The sequence below is a fragment of the Corallococcus exercitus genome (genome assembly GCF_042231735.1).
In the GTDB taxonomy this organism is placed as follows: Bacteria; Myxococcota; Myxococcia; order Myxococcales; family Myxococcaceae; genus Corallococcus; species Corallococcus exercitus_B.
Genome location: NZ_CP102577.1, coordinates 9,731,129 through 9,757,171, shown reverse-complemented (window position 1 = coordinate 9,757,171; position 26,043 = coordinate 9,731,129). Strand labels below are relative to the sequence as shown.

The following is a 26,043-nucleotide window of genomic DNA, read 5'->3' as shown; positions in this document are numbered from 1 at the left end:
CACCCGGTACGGGAAGCGGGTGACAGCTACTGAAACAAGATGGGCGCCTGACGCTGGACCGCGAACTCAGCCAGCCCCTGCAGCCGCTCGACCAGGAACTCACCATCCACGTCGATGAACGACTCGAACGCGTTCTGAGGCACCAGGCCAATGGACTTCGCGACGGCCCGTTGCCAGTCCGACGTGAAAGCGACCGCCGGCCGCACCTTCAACTCCTTTGCGATTGTCGCCAGTTCGTCACGCAATCGCTCACACTCGGCGGCAGACCACTCACCATCACAGTCCGAGTGCATGATGAGCGTGGGGAAGCGGGAGCCCACCTTTCCCGCTGGCTCCAGTTCGCGAGTGACATGGTCACGAAACGCGCCGAAGTCCGCATAGGACCCGACCTCGACGCCCTCCAGCTCCTCGTCATCTTCGAAGACACAAAGATAGAGCCCCACTACATCTCCTCCCGCTTGATGGTGCTTCCGGTCAACCGAATCAGTGCCTTGAGCGAGGGGTGGAACTGGCAGGACTTTGGGACCTTCAGCATGAGCCGCTTGCGCTCCTCCACCGCCTTGAAAGCCAGGAGCCTGACTTGATAGGTCGCTCGAAGCACTGACACCTTCTTGATCAAGTAGATCTTGCCCATCACTTCCGCATCAGGGCGCGTTCCACGGGGAACCTGGTGTCGCGTGTACTTGACTTTCATGGGGTCTTCCCAGGCAGGGGTTGAATCGAGACGCCCATGCGAATCAGAAACGCGCGGAACGCCGGATTGATGGGTCTACTTGTATAGAGGGTGTAGTTCCAACCATTGACAAGCGCCCCATAGACCTGCAGGCGGAGCTGGTAGCTGGAGTTGAGCGGGCTTCTTCCGGCCTTGATCTCAGCCACGCCAGACGCGACCGACGACCCATCATAGATGGTGGATACAAGGTTGCCCTGGCGGGTGAGCTTGGGCTCTCCGACAATCACCTTGAATGCCGCGCTCTCCGTTTGTTCGATGGTGGGTTGGAACGTGACCTTCCCATTCGAACCCAGCGCTTTCAGAGCCTGCGCCTCTTCAAGAACCCCCGCGGTCAGCTGGGGCGGCACCTGGTTGGGCGCTTGAGCAGGCGCTTGGGCAGGCGTTTCGGCGGGCACGGGAGCCTTGGCGGGGCGCAGCGTCCTCGCCACCTTGGAGGCTCCCCCCACCAGCGTCAGCGCCCGGAACACATCCTGGACGAACCCACCGGCGGACCCCTCCGCCGAGCCCTCGCCGAAGCGAAGCGAATCGACCGTCCCCGCGCCCAGCTCCACGGACAGGGTCAACAGCGCCAGGTCCCGGATCTCCCCGGCCGACATACGGGGCCTGAGCTCATTCGCGAGCCATTTGTAGTAGTCCTGGCGGGGGCCGTTGTCCCACGCATTGGCGACCTCCGCCGCGGACCCCCATTGCCACAGGGGCGGCGTGCTCTCGCTGACCTGCGCGCCCACACTGCCACCTTCATCCCCAATGTGGCGCATCGGCGAGACGGTGGCGTCATCGGTCCGCATGCGCGTGGAGGAGCTGGGCCCCGTCCCCAGGATCTTCGAGAGCGCCCACGGGACGAACCCGGTAGCCACCCCCAGCCCCACCCCCAACCCGATGCTCGAGCCGCTGTACGTCGTTGACACGTACTGGGGATACATCCCCGTCGGGTCCGTGTACTTCATCGGGTTGTTGAGCACATAGGCGTATGCGTTGAACGCCTGGCTCCTGCCCATGTCGACGACGACGGGGTCCGTACTCAGGAACCGGCCCAGGCGCGGGTCGTATATCCGGCCCCGCATGTTCACGAGTCCCAGCTCGTCATCGAACTCATGCCCCGTGAAACCGACATGGCCTCCGGACAACGGCGCCGTCGAGTCCTGCGTCAGGTTGACGTCGCTGCGGCGCTGTCCGAACGGTTCGTACTTGTGGCGCTCCAACACCTCCCCCGCGGCGCCCACCACCGTGTCGGGACTGCCCAGGCGATCCGCCAGGAGGTAGCGGACCTGCTCCGCGGAGGTGTTGTCCGTCCACTGCACCTCCGCGACGAGCCCCTCCACGCCCGGCACCGCATAGACATGTGACGTCCCATCCCGGCGCTGATACAGCCCCCTCAGGTAGATGACCTCGTGGGTGGCTCCTGCCTGGGTGCTCCGCTTGAGTGCGCGCGCACCCGTGCCGTCATAGGCCATGCGCACGTCCACGCCCCCTTCCGTGATGTGAGAGGGCAGGTTTGACAGCGTGTACTCGTACGTGCGGGCCACCGCGCCTGTCTGGGCATTCCGCGCGACGGTCTGGTTTCCGCGCCGGTCATAGTCAAACGTCTGCTGTGTGCCGCCCCAGGTGGCCCGCTTCACGGCATGCGGCCCTCCCGTGGCGCCAGGCTCGCTGTAGGAATAGGTCGCGGAAGTCCCCTGGCCCCAGACGACATCGCGCCCCAGGAGATTGCCGACGTCGTCGTAGGCAAAGAGGGTCGTTGACGTCACGCAGTAATTGAACTGCTGATACAGCGTCCAACTCTCGAGCCTGTCCAACGCGTCATAGGTGAACTGCTCGCTCGACTGCTGCACGTGGTCGTGACGCGCCTTGAGATTGCCGCCCTTCGAGTACTCATAGATGAGCCGCTGGACGTTGGTGCTTCCCCGGACGGCGTCCAGGTAACGCAGCCGCCCCATCACGTCGTAGCGCCGCGTGCGGGTGACCTGGTCTCCGAAGCGCTCACGCGTCACCTGCCGCTGGAAGTCGCGCTCCAGCGCCGTCCAGTAGACCTGCCCCGAGTCCGCGTTCTTGACCGAGAGCACCTCCCCCCGGGGCGTATACTCATACTTGAGCTTGAATTGACGCCCATCGCTCGTGGGCGGATAGGCCAGCGTGGACAGCCGGCCATGGGCGTCGAAGGTCTGGGTGAGCGCCAGGATGTCCCCGCTGCCCACCTGCTGTGTCAGCGTGCCCTGCCGGCCGAGGGTGTCATACGAATAGACGGTGGTGATGGCGGGGGAGCCCGCGACCTCCGTCGTCGTGCTGGCCAGTTGCCCGAAGCCATGCAGGGCCGTGTCCCAGACGAACGTCGTGAGCTCCTGGACGGAGCTCCCCTGCTGGGTCAGGGATTGCGTCACACGGCCCAGGGCGTCCCGGCTGAGCGTGGTGACGTGGCGGGCCGCGTCGGTGTCCTCTCCATCCGCTTCCCACTTGAGCTCACCGAAGGCGTTGAAGGCCCGCAGCCGCACGCCGGCGTTGGGGTCCTGGGTGCGCACCGGCTGCCCCAGCTTGTCGAACGTGGTGGTGAGGGTCTGGTTGTTCGTGTCCGTGATGCCCACGAGCCGGGTGAACGCGCCGTACTGGTACGTCGTGGGAACCTCGAGCGAGGTGCCCACGCCATCCCGGCTCTCCATCAGCAGCCCGCGGTGGTCGAGGGTGCTCCGGCGCTTGCGTCCATCCGCATCCGTCACCGTCGTCGACGTCCGGTAAGGCTCCACCGTGAACAACGCCGCCGTGGTGCTCTGGTCCTGGAGCTGACGCGAGACGAGCCGCTGCAGGTTGTCGCGCGTTTCGGTGAGGAGCGCCGGCGCGAGTTCGGGAATCTCCGCCTCGAGCCTGGGCAGGTAGTGCTTCGACAGGTTGCCGTGGACGTCGTACCGGAAGTCCTCATACGTCTGGACCAGGGTCGAGTCCTGGGTCGAAGCCTTCTCAGGGCGGCCCAGCGCATCGAACCGGACGATGGACGACGTCAGCCTCTCGGCGGGCAGGCTGTCTGTCCTGTCGCACCCCAGGCCGGGGGCATTGTCCCGGTCCACCACCGAGGTGCGGACCCGGGGCAGGTTCCCCTCCCACTCGTAATGGCTCTGGGTGACGATCCGGTGGCAGGCCTCCGCCGGCCCCGTGTAGGGGGGCACCGACGTCCTCACCCGGCCAAAGCCGTCGTACTGGTAACGCGTGCGGACTCCGTTGGGGTCCGCGCTCTGGGCCAACACCCCGAGGCCCGAGTGGAAGGCAAAGCGTGTCACGCCCCCCACCGCGTCCACCGTGTGGCGCGGATAGACCTGATCCACCGTGTCATAGACGATGGATTCCACGCGTGACTGGCCGCCGCCTTCGCGGGTGACCGCGGTCACCAAGCCCTTCTCCCCCCAGGCGAAGGCCGTCTTCAGATAGAGGTCGCTGACGTTCGGCGCCACCGCCGCGCCCTGGCTGCCGGGCTCGCGCTCCAGGATGGCCGCGCGCCCCTGGCTGTCGAAGGTGACGCGCCTCACCTGCGCCGACGCGGGGTCGCCGCCTCCGCAACCTGTTTCGGGGGCGGTGAAGCCACAACGCGCCCAGGTCTTCGTGGAGGTCCAGGCGCCGAGGGGAATCCACTGCGCCGCGTCGAACGTGATGCCCGTCGTGTGGGTGGCGAACTCCTCCGTGCTGTTCGCATCCCGCGTGCGCACGATGCTGGAGACGGTGTTTCCGTATGCGTCGAGCTGCGTGACCCGCTCCGTCTCGCCCAGGGGCGTGACGGGTTGCCCGGACTTGACCATCTCCAACTTCTCGGAGACGACGCGGACGTAGCGCTCGTAGCGGCCGGGCGCGAGCAGTGCCATCTGGTACTTCCACTCCACCGTGTGACGCCGGTGCTCCTGCAGCCCGGTCTCCACATGAACCGGTGTGAGCGTCACTTCCCGGAGGGGCTGATGCGCCAGGCCCGGAAGGCACTGGGAGTAGAGCATTTCGTTGCAGAGCGGGAAGCTCCGGTTGTCGAAGGTCGTCGTCGTGAGCTCAAACGTCCGTCCATCCAGCCGGGAGCGCTCGGCGAACCCCAGCCAGCCATGCCCGCGGATGTGGTAGCGCCCGTCCTTGTAGGAATAGGTCCAGCCGCGCTCCTGCGTATCGTTGACGTAGACGCTGAGCCGGCGGACGACCCGCATCGTCTCGGGAGCCCGCCGGATCAGCGCGTCATCCGTGACGGTGCTTGAGTAGACGCGGGGCGAGACCCAGGGGTCGCAGTTCGACACCGCGGGGTCGCACTTGTCCGAGAGGTACGCGTAGTCGAAGCGGTGCTGGAGGCCGGAGGCGGCCGTTCCACTTGGAAGCTGGGTTCCGGCATACACGCGCGTGAGGGCGTCCGTCGCGTGCTTGCGCACATAGACGTGCAGCCGGTTTCCCACCCGTCGCGTGATGTCGAGCAGGCCGTCTGCGTTGACGTCCACGACCTGCATCCACTTCAGGCCCTGGCCCGAAGAGAGCGGCAGGGTCTTGAACTCCGTGAACGCGCCCTGCGGCCCCGCGAGGAGCAGGCGCATGTAACCGCTCAACTCCACGAGCAGGATGTCCGTCCGCCCGTCTCCATCAAAGTCACCCGTCCGCTTCGCCATGTAGGACGCATCGGCCACGGGATAGCGCTGCTGGACGGTGGAGTCAGCGAAGCCTCGCATGCCGTCGTTGAGCTGGACCTCCATGCGGGACAGGAACGTGGTTGCGTCGCTGCCCAGGGCGACCGCGTCCGCCAGTCCGTCTCCATTGACGTCCAGGAAGTCGAACAGGCCATGGCTTGGAGTCTCGTAGGGCGATCCGAACCAGAAGGGGCGCTTGAAGCGCGTCGGCAGCTCGACGAGCGCGCTCTGTCCCGGAGACGCGCTCACGGCCCAGAGGTAGGAGGGGTCGGCCTCCGTCGGGCCCACCAGGCTCATGCGCCCGGCGCCCTCGAGGTCGACGGCGCGGATGCCCAGGTCCGTCCGCGCGAAGAAGCGCGAGGCGGTGCTCAGCCGCTCGCCCCCATTGTGCAGCCGGACGCCGACCCGGTCCGAGGACGACACCGTGGGCGGGGTGCCAATGTAGGCCATGTCGTTGAGGCCATCGCCATCCATGTCCAGCCAGTAGACGGTGCGTGAACTGCCCCAGACGGAGTCGTACTGGTCGTCGTGCCGGTAGCCGTATTGGGACTCCAGAATGTCGACGTCCATGCCATTGCTGGCGCGCACCGTGAACTCACCCACGCGGCAGGATTGGGCCGCGAGGCTGGACTTCCCATCGCCGTGCCAGTCCACCACCAGGGGGCGAAGGGCCGGCCGCGGGATGCACAGGATGGAGTCCCACGTGGAGTTCGCGGTGGGGGTCTCGACCTGCCATTGGTCGACAGCCGGGTCCTTCTGGACGTGCATGCGGAACACGTCCTGCCAGTGGTCGCGGGTGAACGTCGGGTTCAGGTTGGGCGGGAAACGCTCGTAGCAAGGCGATTGCTGCTGGTACCCGCACGTCTCGGTCCGCACCTTGAAGGACTGAGACAGGTACCCGAGCCCGAAGCGGCCCGCGCCCAGGCCAAACGCATGCACTCCTCCGCCCGTGACCGTCTCCTGGATTTCGCCGACGTCCTTGTCCTCGAACTCCCAGGAGCCCTGCTCCCAGTCGAACTGGACAGGGAGCTTGCAGGTGCCGAAGCCATCGCACTCCTGGACTTCACGCAGGAGGCTTCGCTTGCTGATGCTCTTGTTGTCGTAGCGCAGGGTGTAGGTGCGCAGCACGGCGTCCGCGCCGCTCGCGTCAGGGCCGCGCATTTCGAGACTGGAGAGGCGGAAGTGACGGCGCAGCTTCTGCCCCGCCATGAATCCCACGAACACGTCGGGGCGATTGTCGTCGTACCGGAACTTCACCGAGCGCCGCGCGGGGGCGTCCGTCTCTCCGCTGCCAACGGGGGCGACGAAGCGGGTGTAGAGAATCCGGTCGGGCCGGATCCATGCGCCCGCGCCCGCCGTGTTGGGCGCGCCCTCGTAGAAGACCTCCATCTGGTTTCCGGCCCGGTCTTCCAGCAGGGTCTGCGCCCAGCTCATGGGGCCGAGCGTGCTCGCCATCAGCAGGCCATCCGTGCGCGTGCCCACTTCGCCGAAGGTCATGACACGGCCTTCCTGGGTGGAGACACGGAAGGTCAGCGGCCGCCCCAGGTAATCCTGCCGCGCAATGACAATCTTGGCGTAGGACTCCCGCTCGGTGCGAAACTCGGGCAAGCCCTCGCTATTGGAGGCCGAAACGAGGACGAGGCGCTCCCCGTCCAGACAGTAGAGCGCATTGCTCCAGTGGGCATTGACGTCCACGGCCTGGGAGGCGCCATCCTGCACGAGCGTCCGGGGACAGTGCGTCACCTGGGACAGGCCGACCAGGTTGAAGCCCACGCCCAGCGGACCGTCGGGCCCCCGGCTGTTGTAGCTCAATGCCAGGCGGGGCTGGATTCCCGCGCGCCCTTCCGGAGTCCAGAGCGGAATGGAGACAGAGGCCGCGCCATCGCCCGTCACGTCGGCGGTGTAGGGCGTCGTCGCGGTAGACGGTCCCGAGGGACTCGGCACCAGTGTGTCCGCGGGGACCTCCAGCGGGCTGGTGTCCTGGGGCTGGATGGACAGCGCCAGCTTCCGCTGTTCCCGTGCCTCATCCTCTTCAGTGCGGAAGGTGCCCACGGGCCCGCAGCTCGCAAGGAGTTGCGTCCAGTACAGCAACAACACCAGGGAAGCACCTACCTGACGTCCCACACCACCACGACTCCGCGACTCACCACCACGATGCATGCGCGGCCTTCTATGCGCATTCAACTGAAAATCATAGAGAGGCCTCGCATTGCTCGTGGCTCACTCGGGGCGCGTGCGCGGTTCATCAACGCGGAGAGCACCTGGGCCGCGCGAAGTCGCCGCACCGTTCGGACCCGCGTGTCGGAAGCGCGGGGAGCGACAACGCAGTTCCAGACAACCTCACGAATTCCATGATTGTCTCAAGAAGTGGCGTTCCCTGCGTGATCTGAAAAGCCGCTGAGACCCTCGCCATCATCGGCTCCCGTCCCCTCCCTCCTGCCTGGCAGGCAGGGCGGCCCGGGTTCTTGGGGCCGGGGGACCCGGTATACTCCCAGTCCCATGACACCGCTGAGCCCCGGAGTCGCCACCGCCACGGAGCAGGACGCGCCGGCCGCCCCCGGCTCCCTGCGCTTTCGCCGCCTGTGGCTGTTCTCTCCCCGGGCAGACCTCGCCATCCTGGGCATCCCCCTGGCCCTGACGCTGGTGGCCGCCTTCGCCAGCACGTTCTTCGCCCCGGATGCCGCGGACAACGCCCACCGGCTCCTGGGGTGGACCGCCCAGAACCTCCTGGGCAATGCCACACACGTCATCCTCACGTTCCTGCTCTTCGGCGTGCACCGCGACGTGCTGACCGCCGCCCCCAGGCAGCCTCGCACCATCCTCGCCGGCGCACTGGCCATGCTCGCGGTGGGCGCGGCGCTGTTCTTCACCTTCTACGCCGACCGCTCCATCCACACCTTCGCCGTCGCCGTCATCTTCAACGTCTTCGGCATGCACCACACGCTGTCACAGCACCGGGGCCTGTGGTCCCTGCACGGCCTGCGCGGTGGACAGGCCGGCCTCGCGCCGCCCTCCGCCCTGGAGCGCAAGCTCCAGCAGCTCTACGTCCCGGTGCTCCTCTCCGTCCTGCTCATCCGCATCTTCTTCGTCGCCGAGTCCGCCGCTCCGGGCGCCCCCGCCTACCTCGACGTGGGCCAGGGCGCGGTCCTGCCGTGGCAGACGCTGCCCGTGCTCATCGCCGTCTGGCTGGGCTACTTCCTCCTGCTCTTCCGCTCCGTGCTCCGCTCCGGCGCCGCCAGCGGCCCCAAGGTGCTCTACCTCCTGGGCATGGCCACCGCGACGGGCCTGGCGCTCGTCGCCCCGTCCTGGGGCTACGTGATGCTCCCGGGCATGCACGGCCTGGAGTACTACGTCCTCAGCGCCCGCATGCTGGAGCCTCGCGAGGGCGACCCGCCCCGCCTCAGCCAGAAGCTCATCTGGCCCGCCATGGTCGCGTCCATGCTCCCGCTGTTCGCGCTGGGCGTGGTGCATGGCTTCCTGCTGGATGGCCCCATGCGCGGCTCGCTGGGCATCGGCGGCGGCGCGCAGGCCCATCCCCTGCTCCGCGCGCTGACCTGCCTGGGCTTCGCGTGCGTGCTCGCGCACTACTTCGCGGACGCCTTCATCTTCCGCTTCCGCATCCCCTCCATCCGGCAGGTGATGCTGCGCCGCCTGGGCTTCACCCTCGCGCCCCGCCCCGCTCCCGAGGCGCGGTAGTCCCCTCCCCCGCAAAGAAAAATGGCAGGCCCTTCCAGGTGGAGGGACCTGCCATTTCCGCACAACCGAGGTGGCTCAGTTGTAGGTGTTGTTCTGGCCGAAGTTCTTCATCGTCTTCTTCTTCAGCGCGTCGGACGCCGTCTGGCCGTCGTTCGCCACGTTGTCGTTACCGGCCAGCGCCGCGGCGGAGGCGCCGAACAGCTTGCGGATGTTGTCGCCGAACAGGGTGATGACGCCGATGGCGGCGATCGCGATGAGGGCCACGATGATGATGTACTCGGTCATGCCCTGACCACGGTTCTTGCGGAACTGCTTCTTGGGGGCCTTCGCGATCGCGTTCATGGGAAGCTCCGGGGGTCGTTGCAGCGGTGGAAAGACACACCCTGCGGGAAGTCAGGGTCGATACAGACAGTACAACGGGCGGGCAAGCGCCTCCATCCGTCATCGGGAGGATGGGGGGCCTGATCAAGGAATATCGCGGACATGGAAGCACTCAAGGCCTGATCCGCCCCTGTTTCAGGGCCCGCCGGGCGCCGCCGTGGGCGCACGGGTCGTGCTCTCACAGGCGGCCGGCGGCAGGGCCTCGCAGTAGGCCTTGAACGCCTTCTGAAGCTTCGCGTCCTGGGGATGGCGGGCCGCCACCTCCCGGCCCACCGCCAGCGCCCCGTCCGCGTTCATGGGCGTCCACACCGTGCGCGACGACCAGGTCCGGGCCGTCACCAGCTTGAGGTACTCCGTCACCAGCTCCGGGGAACGGCCTCCCTTCGCCACCTCCGGCTCCAGCAGCGACGCCGCCAGCGTCAGGTCCCCCTGCGCCAGCACCGCCCGGCCCAGCGCGAGCGCCGACGCGGGGTCCTCCGGCGCCAGCGACCGCCACAGCGCCGCCACGCCCCGGACCACCGGGTCCCTCTCCGAGTGGTAGCGCTCCACGTTGCGGTACAGCCCCGCGACCTGCTCGGCGGTGGGCGGGTGCTCGCGCAGGTACTGATGCAAGAGCAGCCCCGGCCCGCTGTCCGGCGCCCGGCGCTCGTCCTTCACGCGCACGTCCAGGTTCGCCAGGAAGAAGGCCACCGGCGACGCGTACTCCAGCAGGTTGTGGTCGTCCGTGTTGATGGGCCCCTCGCCCGCGAAGTCCTTCTGGCCGGCCTCGGTGTGCACCTGCTTGGACAGCAGGCCGAACATGTCGTGGATCTCCACCCGCGCCAGGTCCGCCTTCACGTCCGGCCGGGCCATGCGCGCCGCCACCGCCGCCGCGTCGAACGACAGCGGCTTGCGGCTGGCCACCATCACCAGGTCCTCCGGCCCCAGCCACGTCGTGGCGTGCGGGAAGGTGTCGTGCAGCGTGCGCATCACCAGCCGCACCAGCTCGCGGTTGCTCTCGTAGGTGTGGATCCACTGCACCAGCACGCCGTCGTCCGTCAGGTGCTTGTCCACCAGCTGGAAGAAGTCGCGCGTGAAGAGGCCGGACACGCCCGTCACCCAGGGGTTGGACGGCACGCTGACGATGAGGTCGTACTGGATGGGCGCCAGCGCCATGAACGTCTTCGCGTCGTCGATGTGCACGTGCGTGCGCGGATCATCCACCGCGTTGCGGTTGTCCGCCTTGAACAGACGCGCCGCCTCGATGACCGCCGGCGAGATTTCCACCATGTCCAGGCGCTCCACCGGGTGCGCCAGCACGCTGCCCGCGGTGATGGCCGCGCCAGAGCCGATGAGCAGCACGTTCTTCGGCTCGCGCGGGTGCAGGAGCACCCCCAGGTGGCCCGCCATCACCTGCGTCTCGATGTCGCCTCCGTTCGTGGCGTCCGTCTTGCCGTTGATCTTCATGAAGCGGAGGTTCTCGCTCGCCAGGTCTCCCACCATCACCGTGGCGAAGGTGTCGTCGGCGTAGAAGCGGGGGACGATGGTCCGCTCCGTGTCCTCCACCAGCTTCGCGTAGCTCTCCGGCGGCTTCTGGTACGCGCGCACCGCCGCGATGTTGGACAGCCGCTGCGGCCAGCCCTGCATGCTGCCCAGCACCACCGCCGCCAGCACCGCCGCCACGCCCACCGGCGCGAAGGTCCGCCAGGCAGGCACCGCGCCCGCGCCCTCCCCTTGCTTCGGCGGGGACAGCGCGCGGAACGCCAGGGCCGCGGCGACGAGGTTCGCCACCGCGCCCGCGATGAAGTTGCCCTGCATGCCCCAGAAGGGCATCAGCACCAGCCCGCCCAGCACGGAGCCGGAGAGCGTGCCCGCCGTGTTCCACAGGTAGACGCCGCCCAGCTCGCGCCCCACCTCGGACACCTTCGCCGTGGCCACGCGGGCCGCCGCCGGGAACGCCGCGCCCATGATGAACGTGGGCACCAGCAGCACCACGCAGCAGAACGCGAAGGTGATGCCCTGGAAGATGGGCCACGTCTCCACCGCGCGCGTGAGCATCCACTCCGACCAGCGGAACAGGTGCGGCAGCCGCACGTACAGGGGCAGCGCCACGCAGAGGCTCAACACCAGCCCCACCTGCGTCCAGCCATACAGCTTCAGCGAGTCCCCGCCCTCCTTGCGCGTCATCAGCCAGAAGCTGCCCAGGCCGATGCCCAGGATGAACGCCGTCAGGATGAGCGTGAAGGCATACGTGGACGCACCCAGCACGATGGCCAGCAGGCGGATCCACGTCACCTGATACAGCATGGACGTGAAGCCAGACAGCATCACGCCGATGAGCGCGGCGCGCACCGCCCGCCGGGGATAGGCCACGTCCTCCGCGGCCGGGGCCGCCCCCACCACCACCGCCGGTGGGTGCTGCCGGGCCAGCGCCAACGCCGCCAGTGCGAGGAACACGTTGAGCCCGGCGGCGATTTGAGCGGACGCGGACAGGCCCACCAGCGGCACCAGCCGCGTGCCCGCCACGTACACGCCCACCGCCGCGCCCAGGCTGTTGATGGCATACAGCCGCGCCAGCTCCTTGCGCACCCCGGAGAGGCTCGAGGCGAAGTGGCGCACCAGCGCCGGCAGCGTGCCGCCCATCAGCAGCGTGGGCACCACCAGGGACAGCGAGGACACGAGCAGGCGCGGCGCCACCCGCAGGCCCTCCGGCACGTGGGGCGCCAGGGCCAGCCACAGGTGCTCCAGCCCGCCCAGCACGGTGGGGAACGCCAGCGCGTACAGGCCCACGCCCAGCTCCAGCACCCCGTAGAGGGCCAGGGGGCTCTTCACCCGGTCCGCTGTCCGCCCGAAGACAAAGGCCCCCAGCGCCAGCCCCCCCATGAACGTGGCCAGCACGACGGCGTGCGCCTGCCCGCTGTTACCCAGCACGTTCCCCAGGTATTTGGACCAGACCAGCTCGTAGACGAGCGCCGTCGCCCCGGACAGGAACAGAAGGGCGGCCACAAGGTTCTTCGGAGGACGTGGGGTGCGGGTCATAGGGACAGCACTCGACGTTACCCGGTATGTTTCAGGTCCACCAATGAACGCCCAACTCCTGCAAGCCGCGCAGCTCGCCTGGTCCCCCCACCTCCGGGTGACACGCGCCGAGGGGGACTGCGCCCAGGTGCTGCGCCGCGACGCCAAGGCGCTCGTGGGCATGCCCCTGCACACCGCGCTCGGGGTTCCGCAGGAGCGCGCCCGCGAGCTGGATGCCCGGGCGCGCGAGGACCGCCGCGCGGTGGAGTTCGTCACCCTCTCCGCGGGCGGCCCCACCGGCAACCCGCCCGCGTCCCACCTGCGGCTCGTGCTGGGCATGGACGGCGAGGAGGCCGCCGCGGGCGTGCTCGACCTGGGCACCGTGCTGGAGGGCGCCCCGCCGGTGCAGATCTCCAAGCTGTCGTCGTCGCTCAGCCATGAGATCCGCAACCCGCTCTCCTCCGTGAAGATGGCGGTGCAGACGCTGGCCCGGAACACCGGCCTGTCGGACCGCGACAAGCGGCGGCTCACCATCGCCAACCGGGAGATCCGCACCATGGAGCGCATGCTCTGGCTGCTCTCCGAGTATGGCCGGGAGAGCGCCGCGAACCTGGACGCCCACGCCCTGCGCTCGGTCGTCCAGGAGGCGACCGCCATGGTGGCCCCGGAGCTGGCCGAGCGCCGCATCGAGGTGGATGTGAAGGAAGAGGCGGACCTGCCCCGCGTGAGGGTGGATCCCAACCGGTTGAGGCCCGTGCTCGCTCAAGTCCTGCTCAATGTCGCCATGGGCCTGCCCGAAGAAGGCCGCGTCCAGGTGACGCTGCGCCAGCCGGACCCGGGCCACGTCAGCCTCATCCTGGATGATCCGGCGGCGGCCCTGCCCCCGGAGGAGCGGGGCTCGCTGTTCGACCCCTTCGGCTCGCGGCTGGCGCGGGGCGCGGGGCTGTCCCTGGCCGCCCTGCGGCGGGTGATGACGGGTGTGGGGGGCGACGTGGCGGCCCAGGGGAGTGCGGAGCCAGGGATGGTGTTCACGCTGACGTTCGCCGCCTGAGGACCCCATGGAGACCCTCCTCATCGTCGACGATGACGTGTCCCTGCTCGAAACCCTCACGATGCACTTCGAGGAGATTTCGCAGGACGACGGGCAGCCGCGCTACCAGGTCGTGACGGCCACCAGCGCCGCCGCGGGCCTCAAGGCCGCCCAGGAGACCCTGCCCAGCGTGGTCATCCTGGACATGATGCTCCCGGATCGGACGGGCCTGGAGATCATCGAGGAGATGAAGGGGCTGTGCGGCGACGCGCGCATCATCCTCGTCACCGCCTACCACGACATGGAGACGACCATCCGGGCCATGAAGGCCGGTGCGTTCGACTACATCCACAAGCCCTTCCCGGACCCGGCCGCCCTGGACCTCGTCGTGGAGCGCGCGCTGGAGTACCGCCAGCTGTCGCGCCGCGCGGACGAGGTCCACCGCGAGAACGCCGTCGTCCGCCTGGGCGACATCGTGGGCACCAGCCCCTCCATGCAGCAGCTGGTGAAGGAGATTGGCAAGGTCGCGGGCAGCACCGCCACCGTGCTCATCAACGGCGAGAGCGGCACGGGCAAGGAGCTCATCGCCCGCGTCATCCACAACTACTCCTACGACGAGCCCCGCCCCTTCATCGGCATCAACTGCTCCGCCATCGTGGACACGCTGCTGGAGAGCGAGCTGTTCGGCCACGAGAAGGGCGCCTTCACCGGCGCCGTGGGCGCCAAGCCTGGCAAGTTCGAGCTGGCCGAGGACGGCACCGTGTTCCTGGATGAGATTGGCGACATGTCGCTGATGCTCCAGGCGAAGCTGTTGCGCGTCCTCCAGGAGCGCGAGTTCGAGCGCGTGGGCGGCGTCAAGCGCGTGAAGCTGCGCGCCCGCGTCATCGCCGCCACCCACCGCCACCTCGCGGACGAGGTGGACCAGGGCCGCTTCCGCGAGGACCTCTACCAGCGCCTCAAGGTCATCACCCTCGTCATCCCGCCCCTGCGGGAGCGGCGCGAGGACATCCCCCCGCTGGTGAAGCACCTGCTGGAGCGCATCAACGAGAAGGTGCACAAGCGCGTCACCCGCGTGCCCCACGAGGTCATGGAGCGCCTCACCCGCCTGCCCTGGCGCGGCAACGTGCGCGAGCTGGAGAACGTCCTCACCCGCGCCGTGGTGCTCGCCCCTGGCGACGTGCTGCGCGGCGACGACCTGCCCGCCCTGGAGGCCCACCCGTCAGGCCCCCTGGACCCCCAGCGCGCCCCCGGCCCCGCGGGCGGCATGTTCGCGGCCCCCGCCGTGGACGACGTGAGCCTCATCCCCACCCTGGAAGAGGCCGAGCGGCAGCTCATTGCCCGGGCCATGGCCGTCACGAAGGGCCACAAGGGGCGCACGTGTCAGATTCTCGGCATCAGCCGTCCGACCCTTGAACGAAAGCTTCAAAAGTTCGGTCTTGCACAGGGTCATGGTCCACAGGTGCACCCTTATCCGGTGAAGGATGCTTCCTGACAGTGTCCCAGCCCGGACAAACCGGTGTGCCCCTTTAACGTTTCGTTCAAACTGATCAGACTGTTTGAACGTTCTGTTTCAGGTTTCGGACACAGTGGGGGGGACTGGGCAGGGCTGTAGCGCTAAGTACCCGGCATTCCTCGAACTGTTCCCCTGGGAATACTTCAAGTGCCCGTGGCACGCCTCTTGGAAAGGGCAAGGTCCGTCCGCAGCAGCAGCAGCGACCAACCTTCCCCATCCCCTTCCGTCTTTCCAGGAGACTCCCATGCACGGCTTCAACCGCCCCCTCGGCCCCATCGGTTCCAATGTCGTGGCGCCCCTGCAGGCGACGTCGTCCGGCATGATGGTGACCGCGAACAAGCTGGTCCCCGGCCAGGAAGCCATCGACTTCAAGGGCTACTTCAAGGTCGAGTCCTTCCCGCACAACTCCACCATCTACCGCCCCGGCGACACGTCGGACCGCGTGTACCTGCTGAAGTCCGGCCGCGTGCGCCTGATGCGCATTGGCAAGAACAGCACCCGCTCGGTGGTGTCCATCCTCCGCCCGGGCGACCTGTTCGGCGAGCTGTTCCGCCCCGAGGGCACGCCCATCGAGGAGATGGCCGTGGCGGCGGGCGAGGCCGAGGTGTGGAGCATCGAGGGCCGTGACTTCCGCGCCCAGCTGGAGGCCCGTCCGGCCCTGGCGGTGGACGTGGTGCGCGCCTACGCGGACCGCGTGCGCTCGCTGCGCAAGCGCGTGCTGGGCCTGACCTTCAAGGAAGTGCCGGCCCGGCTGGCGGACACCCTCCTCACGCTGGTGGAGGCGCACGGCGAGCGCTGCCCGCACGGCGGTGAGACGGACCTGCGCGGCATCACCCAGCAGGACCTGGCGGACCTCGTCGGCGCCTCGCGCTCCTTCGTGTCCACGCTCATCAACGAGATGAAGCGCGAGGGCGTGCTCGGCAACGTCGGCCGCATCCTCTGCGTGCGTGACCAGAAGGCCCTGCGCAAGCTGGCCTCCAAGGAGAAGTAGGCGAAAAGTAGGCCGCGCGTCCCCGTCCAGGGGACCGTGACGTCCAACGGGCCTGACCGCGAGAGCATCCGCGGCCGGGCCCGTGGTGTTTTCACGGCACGGCGCTCTTCAGAACGTGAAGCCCATGCCGAACTCGGGGGTGAAGCCGAGGGCCAGCCCCCGCGGGGCGACCTCCGAGTCCAGGGCGAGGTAGCGCGCCCCACCCCGCAGCATGAGGCTGCCCAGGTGCAGCGCCAGGCCCGCGCGTGCGTCCACCTGCTGGTAGGGCACGGGCGTCACCTGCAGGCGCGCCTCCGCGTCCAGGGGGCCCAGGACGCACGCCTCCACGGACATGCCCAGGCTGGGGCCCACGTAGACGCGACCGGGCAGGTCCACGGTGGAGACACCGGCCTCCGCGCGCAGGCGCAGGTCCTGCCGGACGAGGGGAGAGAACGTCACGTGCATCTCGCCCAGGGTGCGCGCGTCCCGGGACGTCGTCCCTTCCCGGGTGCCCATCAGCCGGGACAGCCGCAGGTCCACACCGAAGCGGCGGACGTCCCAGCCGACGTCGAAGTCCACGCCCATGCCCCCCTCGATGGGTGACGCGAGCACGCCCGCGCGGAAGGAGAACGGCACGGCGTGCCGCAGCGAGTTGCGCTGGGGCGACGCGTCCGGCGCGTCGATGTCGTGGCCATGGTGGGTGCCGGTGGCGGCGATGGCCTCCCCTACTCCACTGAACAAGAGCTCGAAGACCGCGCCCAGGATGATGGCGGCGGCATCGTCGGAAGCGCTGCTGTCGCGGAACTCGAAGGAGTCCTCCGTGGAGGACACCGTCGTCGTCTTCGGTGAGCGGTTCTGGTTCTCGTCCTCCTGCTTCGAATCGCCGTCATTGGCGCCAATGGCGGACGCCTTGTGGACGGGCTTCGACGTTTCGTTGGAATCCGAGCGCTTGCCGAAGCGCGCTTCAGCGGGAGGCGCGGCGAGCAGGCCCGCGAGGAGCCCTCCGCCCAGCACGACCTTGGGGAACGACATGGGGTTGAACCCCCTCCGCGAGGCACGGCCGGCCCGACCGCCCCTCACACGTCGCATTCAAATCCCGGGGGCCCACGGGAAGTCAACGTCACGCGGCGGCGAAGCGTGACGGAGCACGTTGCGCGCTTGCCCTCGGGGGTGCCACCGCACAGCATGCGCGGCCATCGTGCCCGTCCCTACCGAGTCCCCGAGCCCCCATCGCACGTACACCGACCGCCGCGCCGCCGCCCAGGCGGACCTGACGGCGCTGGACCGCGTCAGCGCGAGGTACGCCAACCTGCGCACCGTGGCCTTCGTGGTGGCGCTCGTCATCGCGGCGCTGACGCTGATGGGCCGGCTGCCCAAGCCCTGGTGGTGGGCGGCGGCGGGCGCGCTCGCCGTCTACGGCGTGCTGGCGGTGCTGCACCACCAGGTGTTCCTCAAGGAGCAGCGCGCGCGCCTCTTCGTCCTGCTCAACGAGCGCGGCCTGGCGCGGCTGGAGGGCGGCTGGCATTCCTTCACCGACAAGGGTGAGCGCTTCCTCTCCCCCAACCACCTGTACGCGACGGACCTGGATGTCTTTGGCCAGGGCAGCCTCTTCCAGCTCATCAACGAGACGGCGACGCGCGCGGGCGAGGAGCGGCTGGCGGCGTGGCTGTCCGCACCCGCGAACGCGGAGACGGTGGTGACCCGGCAGGGCGCCGCGCGCGAGCTGGCCCCGCGCGTGGACTTCCGCCAGGACCTCTGCGCGGACGCCCGCGTGGTGGCGAAGGACAAGGCGGACCCGGCCCTCTTCATCCAGTGGGCGGAGGCTGGCCCGTCGCTGGACGCCATCCGCTGGGCACGCCCGCTGGCCGTGCTGCTGCCCCCCGTGACGCTCACCCTCTTCATCCTGGGCACGGTGGGCGTGATTCCCGACAGCCTCGTGTGGCTGGGCCTGTTCGCGCAGCTGGGCATCGCGGTGGCCACGCGCCGCACGCTGAAGCGGATGGACGACGCCGTGGAGCAGGGCGAGCGCGGCTTCGTGCGCTACGCGTCCCTCTTCGAGCGCGTGGAGGGGCAGACCTTCGAGCACCCGCGCCTGAAGCAGCTCCAGGCCGGCCTGCGGGCGGAAGGAGGCCCTCCGGTGTCCGCGCTGTTCCGGCGCTTCAGCCGGCTGTACTCGCTCATCGAGTTCAAGCGGCACCAGTTCCACCCCGTGGTGCACTGGCTCACGCTCTGGGACATCCACGCCCTCTTCGCGCTGGAGGGCTGGAGGGCCGCGCACGGCCGCGACGTGCGCCAGTGGTTCGAGGGGCTCGCGGAGCTGGAGGCCCTCTGCTGCCTGGGAGGGCTCGCGCATGACCGCCCCGCGTTCACCTGGCCCCAGCTGGAGGCCCAGGGCCCGAGCGTGACGGCCACCGCGCTGGGTCACCCGCTCCTGGACGCGCCGGTGCCCAACGACGTGTCCCTGCCCGGCCCGCGCCACGCGCTGCTCATCACCGGCTCCAACATGAGCGGCAAGACGACGCTGATGCGGGCCTTGGGCGCCAACGTGGTGCTGGCGCTGGCGGGCGCGCCGGTGTGCGCGGCGGCGTTCCGGCTGTCTCCGGTGCAGGTGCTCACCAGCATGCGCGTGAAGGACTCGCTGGAGCGCGGCGTGTCGTACTTCCACGCGGAGGTGCTGCGGCTGAAGATGGTGCTGGACGCGGCGGCGGCCGCGAAGGGCCAGGCCCTCTTCCTGCTGGACGAAATCCTGCTGGGCACCAACACCCGCGAGCGCCAGATTGCCTCGCGCGAGGTGCTGCGCCTGCTGCTCGCCTCCGGCGCGTGTGGCGCGGTGACGACGCATGACTTGTCATTGGCGGTGCTGGCGGACGAGCCGGGCTCGCACGTGGTGAACGTCCACTTCCGCGACCACCTGGAGGACGGGAAGATGGTGTTCGACTACCGGCTCCGGCAGGGGGTGGTGGACACCACCAACGCGCTGCGCGTGCTGCGCCTGGCGGGCGTCCCGGTGAACGACCCGGACGCCCCGGCCTCCTGACTCATCCCCTTCGCGCCCCCTTCGTGTGACAGGGGGCGCGAACGGGAAGCGGACTACTTCGCCAGCTCCACCAGCGCCGCGGCACCCATGCCGCCGCCGATGCACATGCTCACCACGCCGTAGCGGCCGTCCCGGCGCTTCAGCTCGCGCAGGATGGTGGCCACCATGCGCGCGCCGGACACGCCCAGCGGGTGGCCCAGGGCGATGGCGCCGCCGTTCGGGTTCACCTTGTCCAGCGGGATGCCCAGCTCGCGGATGCAGTGCAGCGCCTGCGCGGCGAAGGCCTCGTTGAGCTCGAAGACGCTGATGTCTTCAATCTTCAGCTTGTTGCGCTCCAGCAGCTTGCGGATGGCGGGCACGGGGCCGATGCCCATGACCTCCGGCGGCACGCCGGCGACCACGTAGTCCACGAAGTAGCCCAGCGGCTTGACGTTGAGCTCCTTCGCCTTCTCCTCGCTCATCACCACCGCGGCCGCCGCGCCGTCCGTCAGCGGCGACGCGTTGCCCGCCGTCACCACGCCCTTGGCGTTGAAGGCCGGGCGCAGCTTGGCCAGGCCCTCCACCGTCGTCTCCGGACGCAGGATGGTGTCCACGGAGACGGTGACTTCCTTCTTGGAGCCGTCCTCGTCGAACACCGTCGTGGTGACGGGGAAGATCTCCTCCTTGAACTTCCCCTGCTCGCGGGCGGTGGCCGCGCGGCGCTGGGACTCCGCCGCGAACTTGTCCGCGTCCTCACGCGTGACGCTGTAGCGCGTGGCGATGTTCTCCGCGGTGGCGCCCATGGAGGTGTAGACCTCCGGGATCTTCTCCATGATCTCCGGGTTGGCGGAGACCTTGTTGCCACCCATGGGCACCATGGTCATGGACTCGGTGCCACCGGCGATGGCCACCTGCATCATCCCGGACTTGATGCCCTGCGCCGCCTGCGCCACGGACTGCACGCCCGAGGAACAGAAGCGGTTGATGGTCATGCCCGGCACGGTGTCCGGCAGCCCCGCGAGCAGGCTCGCGTTGCGGGCCACGTTCATGCCCTGCTCGGCCTCCGGCATGGCACAGCCCAGGATGACGTCCTCCACGTCCGTCGGCTTCAGGCCGGGGACCTGGGCGACGGCCTCCTTGATGGCAAGGGCCGCGAGCGTATCCGGACGCGTGTCCTTGAACTCTCCCTTGTGGGCGCGGGTGAAGGGGGTGCGCACCGCGCTGGCAATTACGACTCGACCGGACATTTTAGATGTCTCCCTGCCCGGACAGCGTCCGGGCGTGCTTCGGAATTCGCGTCTGGAAAACCATTGGGTAAACGCCTCGCGCTAGTTGCGCAGCGGCTTGCCCTTCTCGAGCATGAACATCATGCGGTCCTGGGTCTTCTCCTCGCCGATGAGGCTCAGGAACGCTTCCATCTCCAGCTCCAGCAGCTTCTCCTCGGTCACCAGCACGGACGGGCTGGTGTCACCGCCGGAGAGCACGCGCGCCAGCTTCTGGGCGATCTTCCGGTCGTGGGCGCTGATCTGATTGTTGAGCTGCATGTCGTACAGCATCATGTCGATGGTGGCCGCGCCGTTGGGGCCCGGCAGCCGGAAGCGCGTGGGACGCGGCGGGCGGAAGCCGCCGTTCGCCAGGCCCAGCACGCGCGACTTCGCGTCCGACAGCAGGAAGTCGCGGTTGCCCGTGATGCCGTCCTGCTGCGACAGGAAGCCGAACTCGCGGGCCTCCTCCGCGCTCGTCGCCACCTTCGCGGTGCCGATGGCGAGGAACACCTTCTTGAGGAAGGGCAGCGCGTCGAAGTCCTTGTCCGCCGCGTAGGTGCCGAACACGTTGCGCAGCAGCATCATGGTGCCGCCGCCGCCGGGGATGAGGCCCACGCCCACTTCCACGAGGCCCATGTACAGCTCCGCGCTGGCCTGCACCGCGTTGCCACCCATGGTGACCTCCGCGCCGCCGCCCAGCGTGAGGTTGAAGGGCGCCGTCACGACGGGCACGGGGCTGTAGCGCATGCGCTGGTTGGCCTGCTGGAACGCGGACGCCATCTTGCGGATGGAGTCGAAGTCCTCGCTCTTGGCCGCCATCAGCATGGCCATGATGTTCGCGCCCGCGGAGAAGTTGGACCCGTCGTTGCCGATGACGAGGCCCTTGAAGTTCTTCTCCGTCTCATCCAGCGCGGTGTTCATCATCGCGATGATGTCATCGTCGATGGAGTTCATCTTGGAGTGGAACTCCAAGAGCGTGACGCCGTCGCCCATGTCCCACAGCGACGCGCTGTCGTTGCCGGTGATCTTCTTGTTGCCGCGCTTGAGGTACTCCACGCGGGACGTGCGCGCGTTCTCCACCACCGGCTTCACGGACTTGGACGGGATGTCCCAGTAGGTGTCGCGGCCGTCCTGCACGCCGTAGAAGGACGTGCGGCCCTTGGCCAGCATCTCCTCCACCCAGGCGGCGGGCTTGAGGCCCAGCGCCTTCATGCGCTCCACGCCCTTCTGGACGCCGTAGGCGTCCCAGACCTCGAAGGGCCCCAGGTCCCAGCCGAAGCCCCAGCGCACGCCGCGGTCCACGTTGACCAGGTCGTCGGCGATCTCCGGGATGCGGCGGCTGGAGTACGCCAGCACGTCCAGGGTGACGCGCTCGGCGAACTTGCCGGCCTTGTCGTCCGCGTTCATCACGGACGCCACGCGCTCCTTGACGTTCTCGATGTCCTTCGCGGCGCCCAGCGAGTCGAAGCGCACCTTCGCCTGCGGCCGGTACTCCAGCGTCTTCAGGTCCAGCGCGAGGATGTCCTTGCCGCCCGCGGCGCGGTCCTTCTTGTAGAAGCCGCCGCCCGTCTTGTCGCCCAGCATCCCCTTCTCCACCATCTTCTGGAGGAAGTCGGGGGCGGCGAAGACGCTGCGCTCCTCGTCGTGGGTCAGCGTGTCGTAACAGTTCTTCGCGACGTGGGTGAACGTGTCCAGGCCCACGATGTCCGCGGTGCGGAAGACGGCGGACTTGGGACGGCCCATCGCCGGGCCAAAGATCTTGTCCACCTCTTCAATGGACATCTCCGTCTTCTGCATCTCGGAGATGGTCCGCATCATCCCGTACACGCCAATGCGGTTCGCGATGAAGTTGGTGGTGTCCTTGCCGTAGACGATGCCCTTGCCGAGGACCTCCTCACCGAACTTGTGGACGGTCTTCACGACCTCCGGGTTCGTCTCCTGGCCCGCGACCAGCTCCAGGAGCTTCATGTAGCGCACGGGGTTGAAGAAGTGCGTGACCAGGAAGTTCTTCTTGAACTCCGCGCCGCGGCCTTCGGTCATGCCCACGATGGAGAGGCCGGAGGTGTTGGAGGAGATGATGGCGTCCTTGCGGGCGTGCTTCTCCACCTTGGCGAACAGGGCCTGCTTGACGGCCAGGTCCTCCTTCACCACTTCGATGATCCAATCGCACTCGCCCAGCCGCGCGAGGTCGTCTTCCAGGTTGCCCACTTCGATGGCCGCCAGCACCTGCTCGGACACGATGGGGCTGGGCTTCGCCTTGCGCAGGTTGGCCAGCGCTCCTTGAGCGAACTTGTTGCGGAACGCCTTGGAAGCGGTGTCCTCGCCCGGAGCAGCCTTGGGCGGAACGATGTCCAGCAGCAGGGCGCGCACGCCGGAGTTGGCCAGATGCGCGGCGATGCCGCTGCCCATCACGCCAGCGCCAAGCACCGCCACTTTTCGGATCCGGGTCGTCATCGGAAATTGGCTCCCTTGAAAGGAAGTAGGGGACTGCACAAATGTAGGCGATTGACCCGGAAGTCAACCGGCATTGCCGTCGGGTGTGCTCGCCAGGAGGTCGGCTCCCCGACTACAAGTCGTCCCCCCATGGCTCGCCTCGACCCGCACTCGTACAACGACAGCACGCAGCCTGAGACGGAAACGCTGGACTGGAAGGCCCGCGTCGATTTCCGGACGCGCCGCCTGCACGCGGAGGCCACGCTGACGCTCAAGGAGGCGTCAGCGGGCCCCCTCGACCTGGACACCCGCGACCTGGACATCCGGGGCGTGGTGGATGCCCAGGGTCGCCCCTTGCCCTACATCCTCTCCCCTCCTGAGCCCATCCTGGGAAGCCGGCTGCGCATCGACCTGCCCTCGGGGGTGAAGCAGCTCACGGTGCGCTACCGGACCTCGCCGGAGGCGAGCGCGCTGCAGTGGCTGTCTCCGCCGCAGACGGCGGGCGGGCAGCAGCCGTTCCTGTTCAGCCAGTGCCAGGCCATCCACGCGCGCAGCGTGGTGCCGCTGCAGGACACGCCGCGCATCCGCATCCGCTACCGCGCGTCCCTGCGGGTGCCCAAGCAGCTCAAGTCCGTGATGGCGGCGTCCTTCGTGGGGCGCGAGGAGCACGGCGTGGAGGCGGAGGAGCACTACGAGATGCCGCAGCCGGTGCCCCCGTACCTGCTGGCGTTCGCGGTGGGCAGCCTCACGTCGAAGGAGCTGGGGCCGCGCTCGCGGGTGTGGGCGGAGCCGGAGGCGCTGGAGGACGCGGCGGATGAGTTCGCGGGCGTGGACGACATGCTCAAGGCCGCGGAGTCGCTCTTCGGGCCGTACGACTGGGAGCGCTTCGACCTGCTCCTGATGCCGCCGTCGTTCCCGTACGGCGGCATGGAGAACCCGCGCCTGACGTTCCTCACGCCCACGCTCATCGCGGGGGACAAGAGCCTGGTGAACGTGGTGGCGCATGAGCTGGCGCACTCGTGGACGGGCAACCTGGTGACGAACGCGTCCGCGGAGCACTTCTGGCTCAACGAGGGCTTCACCGTCTTCGCCGAGCGCCGCATCCTGGAGGCGCTGGCGGGGCCGGAGGTCGCGGCGCTGCACGCGGCCCTGGGGCGCCGTTCGCTGGATGAAGCGATGCACCACTTCCGCGCGCACCCGCAGCTCACCGCGCTGCGCACGCACCTGTCCGGCGTGGACCCCGACGAGGCCTTCTCCCAGATTCCCTACGAGAAGGGCTACCTGCTGCTGCGCGCGCTGGAGGACGCGGTGGGCCGCCCCGCCTTCGACGGCTTCCTGCGCCGCTACCTGGCGAAGTACCGCTTCCAGGCGCTCACCACGGAGGAGTTCGTCCGCTTCACGGAAAGCGAGCTGCCCGGCGCGCTGGCGAAGGTGGACGCGGACGCGTACTTGAACCGGCCCGGCGTGCCGGAGAGCGCGCCCCGCCCTGCCTCCGCGCGGCTGGAGGCGCTGGAGAAGCTGCGCGGGAAGGTGCCTTCGCAGGCGGACACGAAGGACTGGACGCCCACCGAGTGGCAGCTCTTCCTGGAGTCCATGCCGGCGGACACGGCGAAGGACGTCTTCCGGGAGCTGGACGCGAAGTACGCGCTCACGGCCAGCCGCAACTCGGAGGTGCTGGTGGCGTGGCTGGTGGCGGCGCTGCGCGCGGGCTTCGATGCGCCGCTCGGCCGGGCCGAGGAGTTCCTCGGCGAGGTGGGGCGCATGAAGTACCTGAAGCCGCTCTACAGCGTGCTCGCCTCGTCGCGCGACCACCGCAAGGTGGCGCGCGCGGCGTTCGAGAAGCACGGGGCGAGGTACCACCCCATCGCGCGGCAGGGCGTGGAGCTCATCCTCGCCCGCGCGTGAGTCACGGGGACTGCTTGAGGGTCGCGTCCAGACGCTTCTTGGACAGGGCCAGGTACTCCGGGTTCATGTCGATGCCCACGTAGCGGTGGCCGTGCTTCAGGGCGGCCACGCCGGTGGTGCCGCTGCCGTTGAAGGGGTCCAGGATGAGCGAGTTCTCCGGGCAGCTCGCCTCCAGGATGCGCTCCAGCAGGGCCACCGGCTTCTGGGTGGGGTGGCTGCCGAAGGCCTTCTCCTCGCCGCGCGGGGCCGTCTGCGTCCACATGCGGCCGGCGCCGTCGGCGGTGAGCTCCTCGTCACCGTTGCGCGGCAGGTTCCACACGTCGCGCATCTGCTTGCCGCCGTTCTCCGCCTTCATGCGCTGGTAGTTGAAGACGTGCTTCAGCTTGCCGCCGGACGACGGCGAGGCCCAGATGAGCAGCTCCGTGGAGTGCGTGAAGTAGCGGCACGCCAGGTTGGGGCTCGCGTTGGGCTTGTACCAGGTGACGGTGTTGAGCAGCTTGTAGCCCAGCTTCTGCATGGCGAAGCCGGCGTTGAAGATGACGTGCTGCGTGCCGCTCACCCACAGCGTGCCGGTGGGGCGCAGCAGGCGCTGGCAGGCGGCGAGCCACTTCGTGGTGAAGGCGTGGTCCTCCTCCACCCCGCGGGAGACGTCCCACTGGCCCTTGGCCACGGAGACGCGCTTGCCGTTCTTGCAGGTGGTGCCGCCGTTGGAGAGGAAGTACGGCGGGTCCGCGAAGATGAGGTCGAAGGACTGCTCGGGCAGCTGGGCCATCAGCTCCAGGCTGTCGCCCTGCAGCAGCGTGTAGGCCTCCCCGCGCTTCGCGAAGACGCTGTCGTTCTGGGAGCGTCGGACAATCTTCAGGGCAGGGGCAGCAGCTTCCGCGAACATCACGCCTCCGTCTTTGGGACAGACGTCTTCAGGGACGCGGCGGACTGTGCGGTCAGTTGGCTGCTACGTCGAATTTCTGGCCTGTAATTGGCTGTAGCAGCCAAAGCGCGCGCGAAAATTTGACGAGCGCGGGGAGTTGAAACACCGCGAGCAGGGCGGGAGCGCCTCTGTCTTTCGAGGCCCTCCACGACCCTGCTCGTGGGGTGCTGCGGGATGCTGTCGAACGGAAGGACTACGCCTTCTCGGGCTCGGCGGCCTTCGCGCCCTTCTTGGCGGCCGGCGCGTTGTTCGCGTACTTCTTCTTGAAGCGGTCGATGCGGCCGGCCGTGTCCAGCAGCTTGTACTTGCCGGTGAAGAACGGGTGGCAGTTCGAGCAGACTTCCACGCTGAACGAGCCGCGGGTGGACTTGGTCTCGACGATGTTGCCGCAAGCGCAGGTGATGCGGGCGGGCGGGTAGACCGGGTGCAGTTCGGGCTTCATGGCTTCTCTCCAGTGCGCCTTGCCCCCGCCCAGGATGGGAGGGAGGTCCAGCGTTGTAGGTGGGTCGGGGCTTATAGCTACGGCCCCGCCCTTTCTCAAGGAT

At 68.5% G+C, this 26,043-nt stretch carries 16 protein-coding genes; 6 read left to right on the top strand and 10 right to left on the bottom strand.

Annotation, left to right across the window (positions count from 1 at the left end):
• Positions 1-26 precede the first annotated feature (26 nt).
• The 3 genes from NR792_RS39220 to NR792_RS39210 are packed head-to-tail and all read right to left on the bottom strand — an operon-like array spanning position 27 to position 7,488.
• On the bottom strand, positions 27-443 hold the full coding sequence (locus tag NR792_RS39220) for an Imm70 family immunity protein (protein ID WP_375757802.1): 417 nt from the start codon (positions 441-443) through the stop codon (positions 27-29).
• On the bottom strand, positions 443-694 hold the full coding sequence (locus NR792_RS39215) for a hypothetical protein (RefSeq protein WP_375757801.1): 252 nt from the start codon (positions 692-694) through the stop codon (positions 443-445). Before NR792_RS39215 ends, NR792_RS39220 begins: the two co-directional genes overlap by 1 nt.
• The gene (locus tag NR792_RS39210) at positions 691-7,488 is read right to left on the bottom strand and encodes an RHS repeat-associated core domain-containing protein (protein ID WP_375757800.1); all 6,798 of its coding nucleotides are present in this window, start codon (positions 7,486-7,488) and stop codon (positions 691-693) included. Before NR792_RS39210 ends, NR792_RS39215 begins: the two co-directional genes overlap by 4 nt.
• Positions 7,489-7,863: 375 nt before the next feature.
• On the opposite strand from NR792_RS39210, the gene NR792_RS39205 reads away from it, so the two are divergent.
• Complete coding sequence (locus NR792_RS39205; RefSeq protein WP_375757799.1) at positions 7,864-9,060, top strand: hypothetical protein; 1,197 nt, start codon at positions 7,864-7,866, stop codon at positions 9,058-9,060.
• A 75-nt stretch (positions 9,061-9,135) separates the two neighbouring features.
• On the opposite strand, the gene NR792_RS39200 is transcribed toward NR792_RS39205, so the two are convergent.
• A complete protein-coding gene (locus NR792_RS39200) occupies positions 9,136-9,402 on the bottom strand; it encodes a hypothetical protein (RefSeq protein ID WP_375757798.1) in 267 nt (88 codons plus the stop codon).
• 174 nt (positions 9,403-9,576) lie between these two features.
• Positions 9,577-12,426, bottom strand: a complete 2,850-nt coding sequence (locus NR792_RS39195) for a fused MFS/spermidine synthase (protein WP_375757797.1) — start codon at positions 12,424-12,426, stop codon at positions 9,577-9,579.
• A 76-nt stretch (positions 12,427-12,502) separates the two neighbouring features.
• Between NR792_RS39195 and NR792_RS39190 the strand changes: the two genes are divergently transcribed.
• From NR792_RS39190 to mrpC, 3 genes are all read left to right on the top strand, one after another.
• Positions 12,503-13,489, top strand: a complete 987-nt coding sequence (locus NR792_RS39190; RefSeq protein WP_375757796.1) for a sensor histidine kinase — start codon at positions 12,503-12,505, stop codon at positions 13,487-13,489.
• Positions 13,490-13,496: 7 nt separating this feature from the next.
• Positions 13,497-14,960: a sigma-54-dependent transcriptional regulator gene (locus NR792_RS39185; RefSeq protein WP_375757795.1), complete on the top strand. Its 1,464-nt coding sequence runs from the start codon at positions 13,497-13,499 to the stop codon at positions 14,958-14,960.
• 265 nt (positions 14,961-15,225) lie between these two features.
• Positions 15,226-15,972 carry a Crp/Fnr family transcriptional regulator MrpC gene (gene mrpC, locus NR792_RS39180; protein ID WP_014395195.1) on the top strand — a complete coding sequence of 249 codons (747 nt, stop codon included), beginning with the start codon at positions 15,226-15,228 and terminating at the stop codon, positions 15,970-15,972.
• 108 nt (positions 15,973-16,080) lie between these two features.
• Here the strand turns inward: mrpC and NR792_RS39175 are convergent, their stop codons facing one another.
• The gene (locus tag NR792_RS39175; RefSeq protein WP_375757794.1) at positions 16,081-16,983 is read right to left on the bottom strand and encodes a hypothetical protein; all 903 of its coding nucleotides are present in this window, start codon (positions 16,981-16,983) and stop codon (positions 16,081-16,083) included.
• Between the two features lie 166 nt (positions 16,984-17,149).
• Here NR792_RS39175 and NR792_RS39170 point away from each other — a divergent pair, with 166 nt between their 5' ends.
• Positions 17,150-18,988 carry a DNA mismatch repair protein MutS gene (locus NR792_RS39170; protein WP_375757793.1) on the top strand — a complete coding sequence of 613 codons (1,839 nt, stop codon included), beginning with the start codon at positions 17,150-17,152 and terminating at the stop codon, positions 18,986-18,988.
• Positions 18,989-19,041: 53 nt separating this feature from the next.
• On the opposite strand, the gene NR792_RS39165 is transcribed toward NR792_RS39170, so the two are convergent.
• The gene (locus NR792_RS39165; protein ID WP_375757792.1) at positions 19,042-20,214 is read right to left on the bottom strand and encodes a thiolase family protein; all 1,173 of its coding nucleotides are present in this window, start codon (positions 20,212-20,214) and stop codon (positions 19,042-19,044) included.
• Between the two features lie 81 nt (positions 20,215-20,295).
• A complete protein-coding gene (locus NR792_RS39160) occupies positions 20,296-22,686 on the bottom strand; it encodes a 3-hydroxyacyl-CoA dehydrogenase/enoyl-CoA hydratase family protein (protein WP_375757790.1) in 2,391 nt (796 codons plus the stop codon).
• A gap of 129 nt (positions 22,687-22,815) precedes the next feature.
• Here NR792_RS39160 and NR792_RS39155 point away from each other — a divergent pair, with 129 nt between their 5' ends.
• A complete protein-coding gene (locus tag NR792_RS39155; protein ID WP_375757789.1) occupies positions 22,816-24,570 on the top strand; it encodes a M1 family metallopeptidase in 1,755 nt (584 codons plus the stop codon).
• A 1-nt stretch (position 24,571) separates the two neighbouring features.
• Here NR792_RS39155 and NR792_RS39150 read toward each other — a convergent pair whose 3' ends face one another.
• Positions 24,572-25,459: a DNA-methyltransferase gene (locus NR792_RS39150; RefSeq protein ID WP_375757788.1), complete on the bottom strand. Its 888-nt coding sequence runs from the start codon at positions 25,457-25,459 to the stop codon at positions 24,572-24,574.
• Positions 25,460-25,691: 232 nt separating this feature from the next.
• The gene (gene rpmE / locus NR792_RS39145) at positions 25,692-25,940 is read right to left on the bottom strand and encodes a 50S ribosomal protein L31 (RefSeq protein WP_375757787.1); all 249 of its coding nucleotides are present in this window, start codon (positions 25,938-25,940) and stop codon (positions 25,692-25,694) included.
• Positions 25,941-26,043 lie beyond the last annotated feature (103 nt).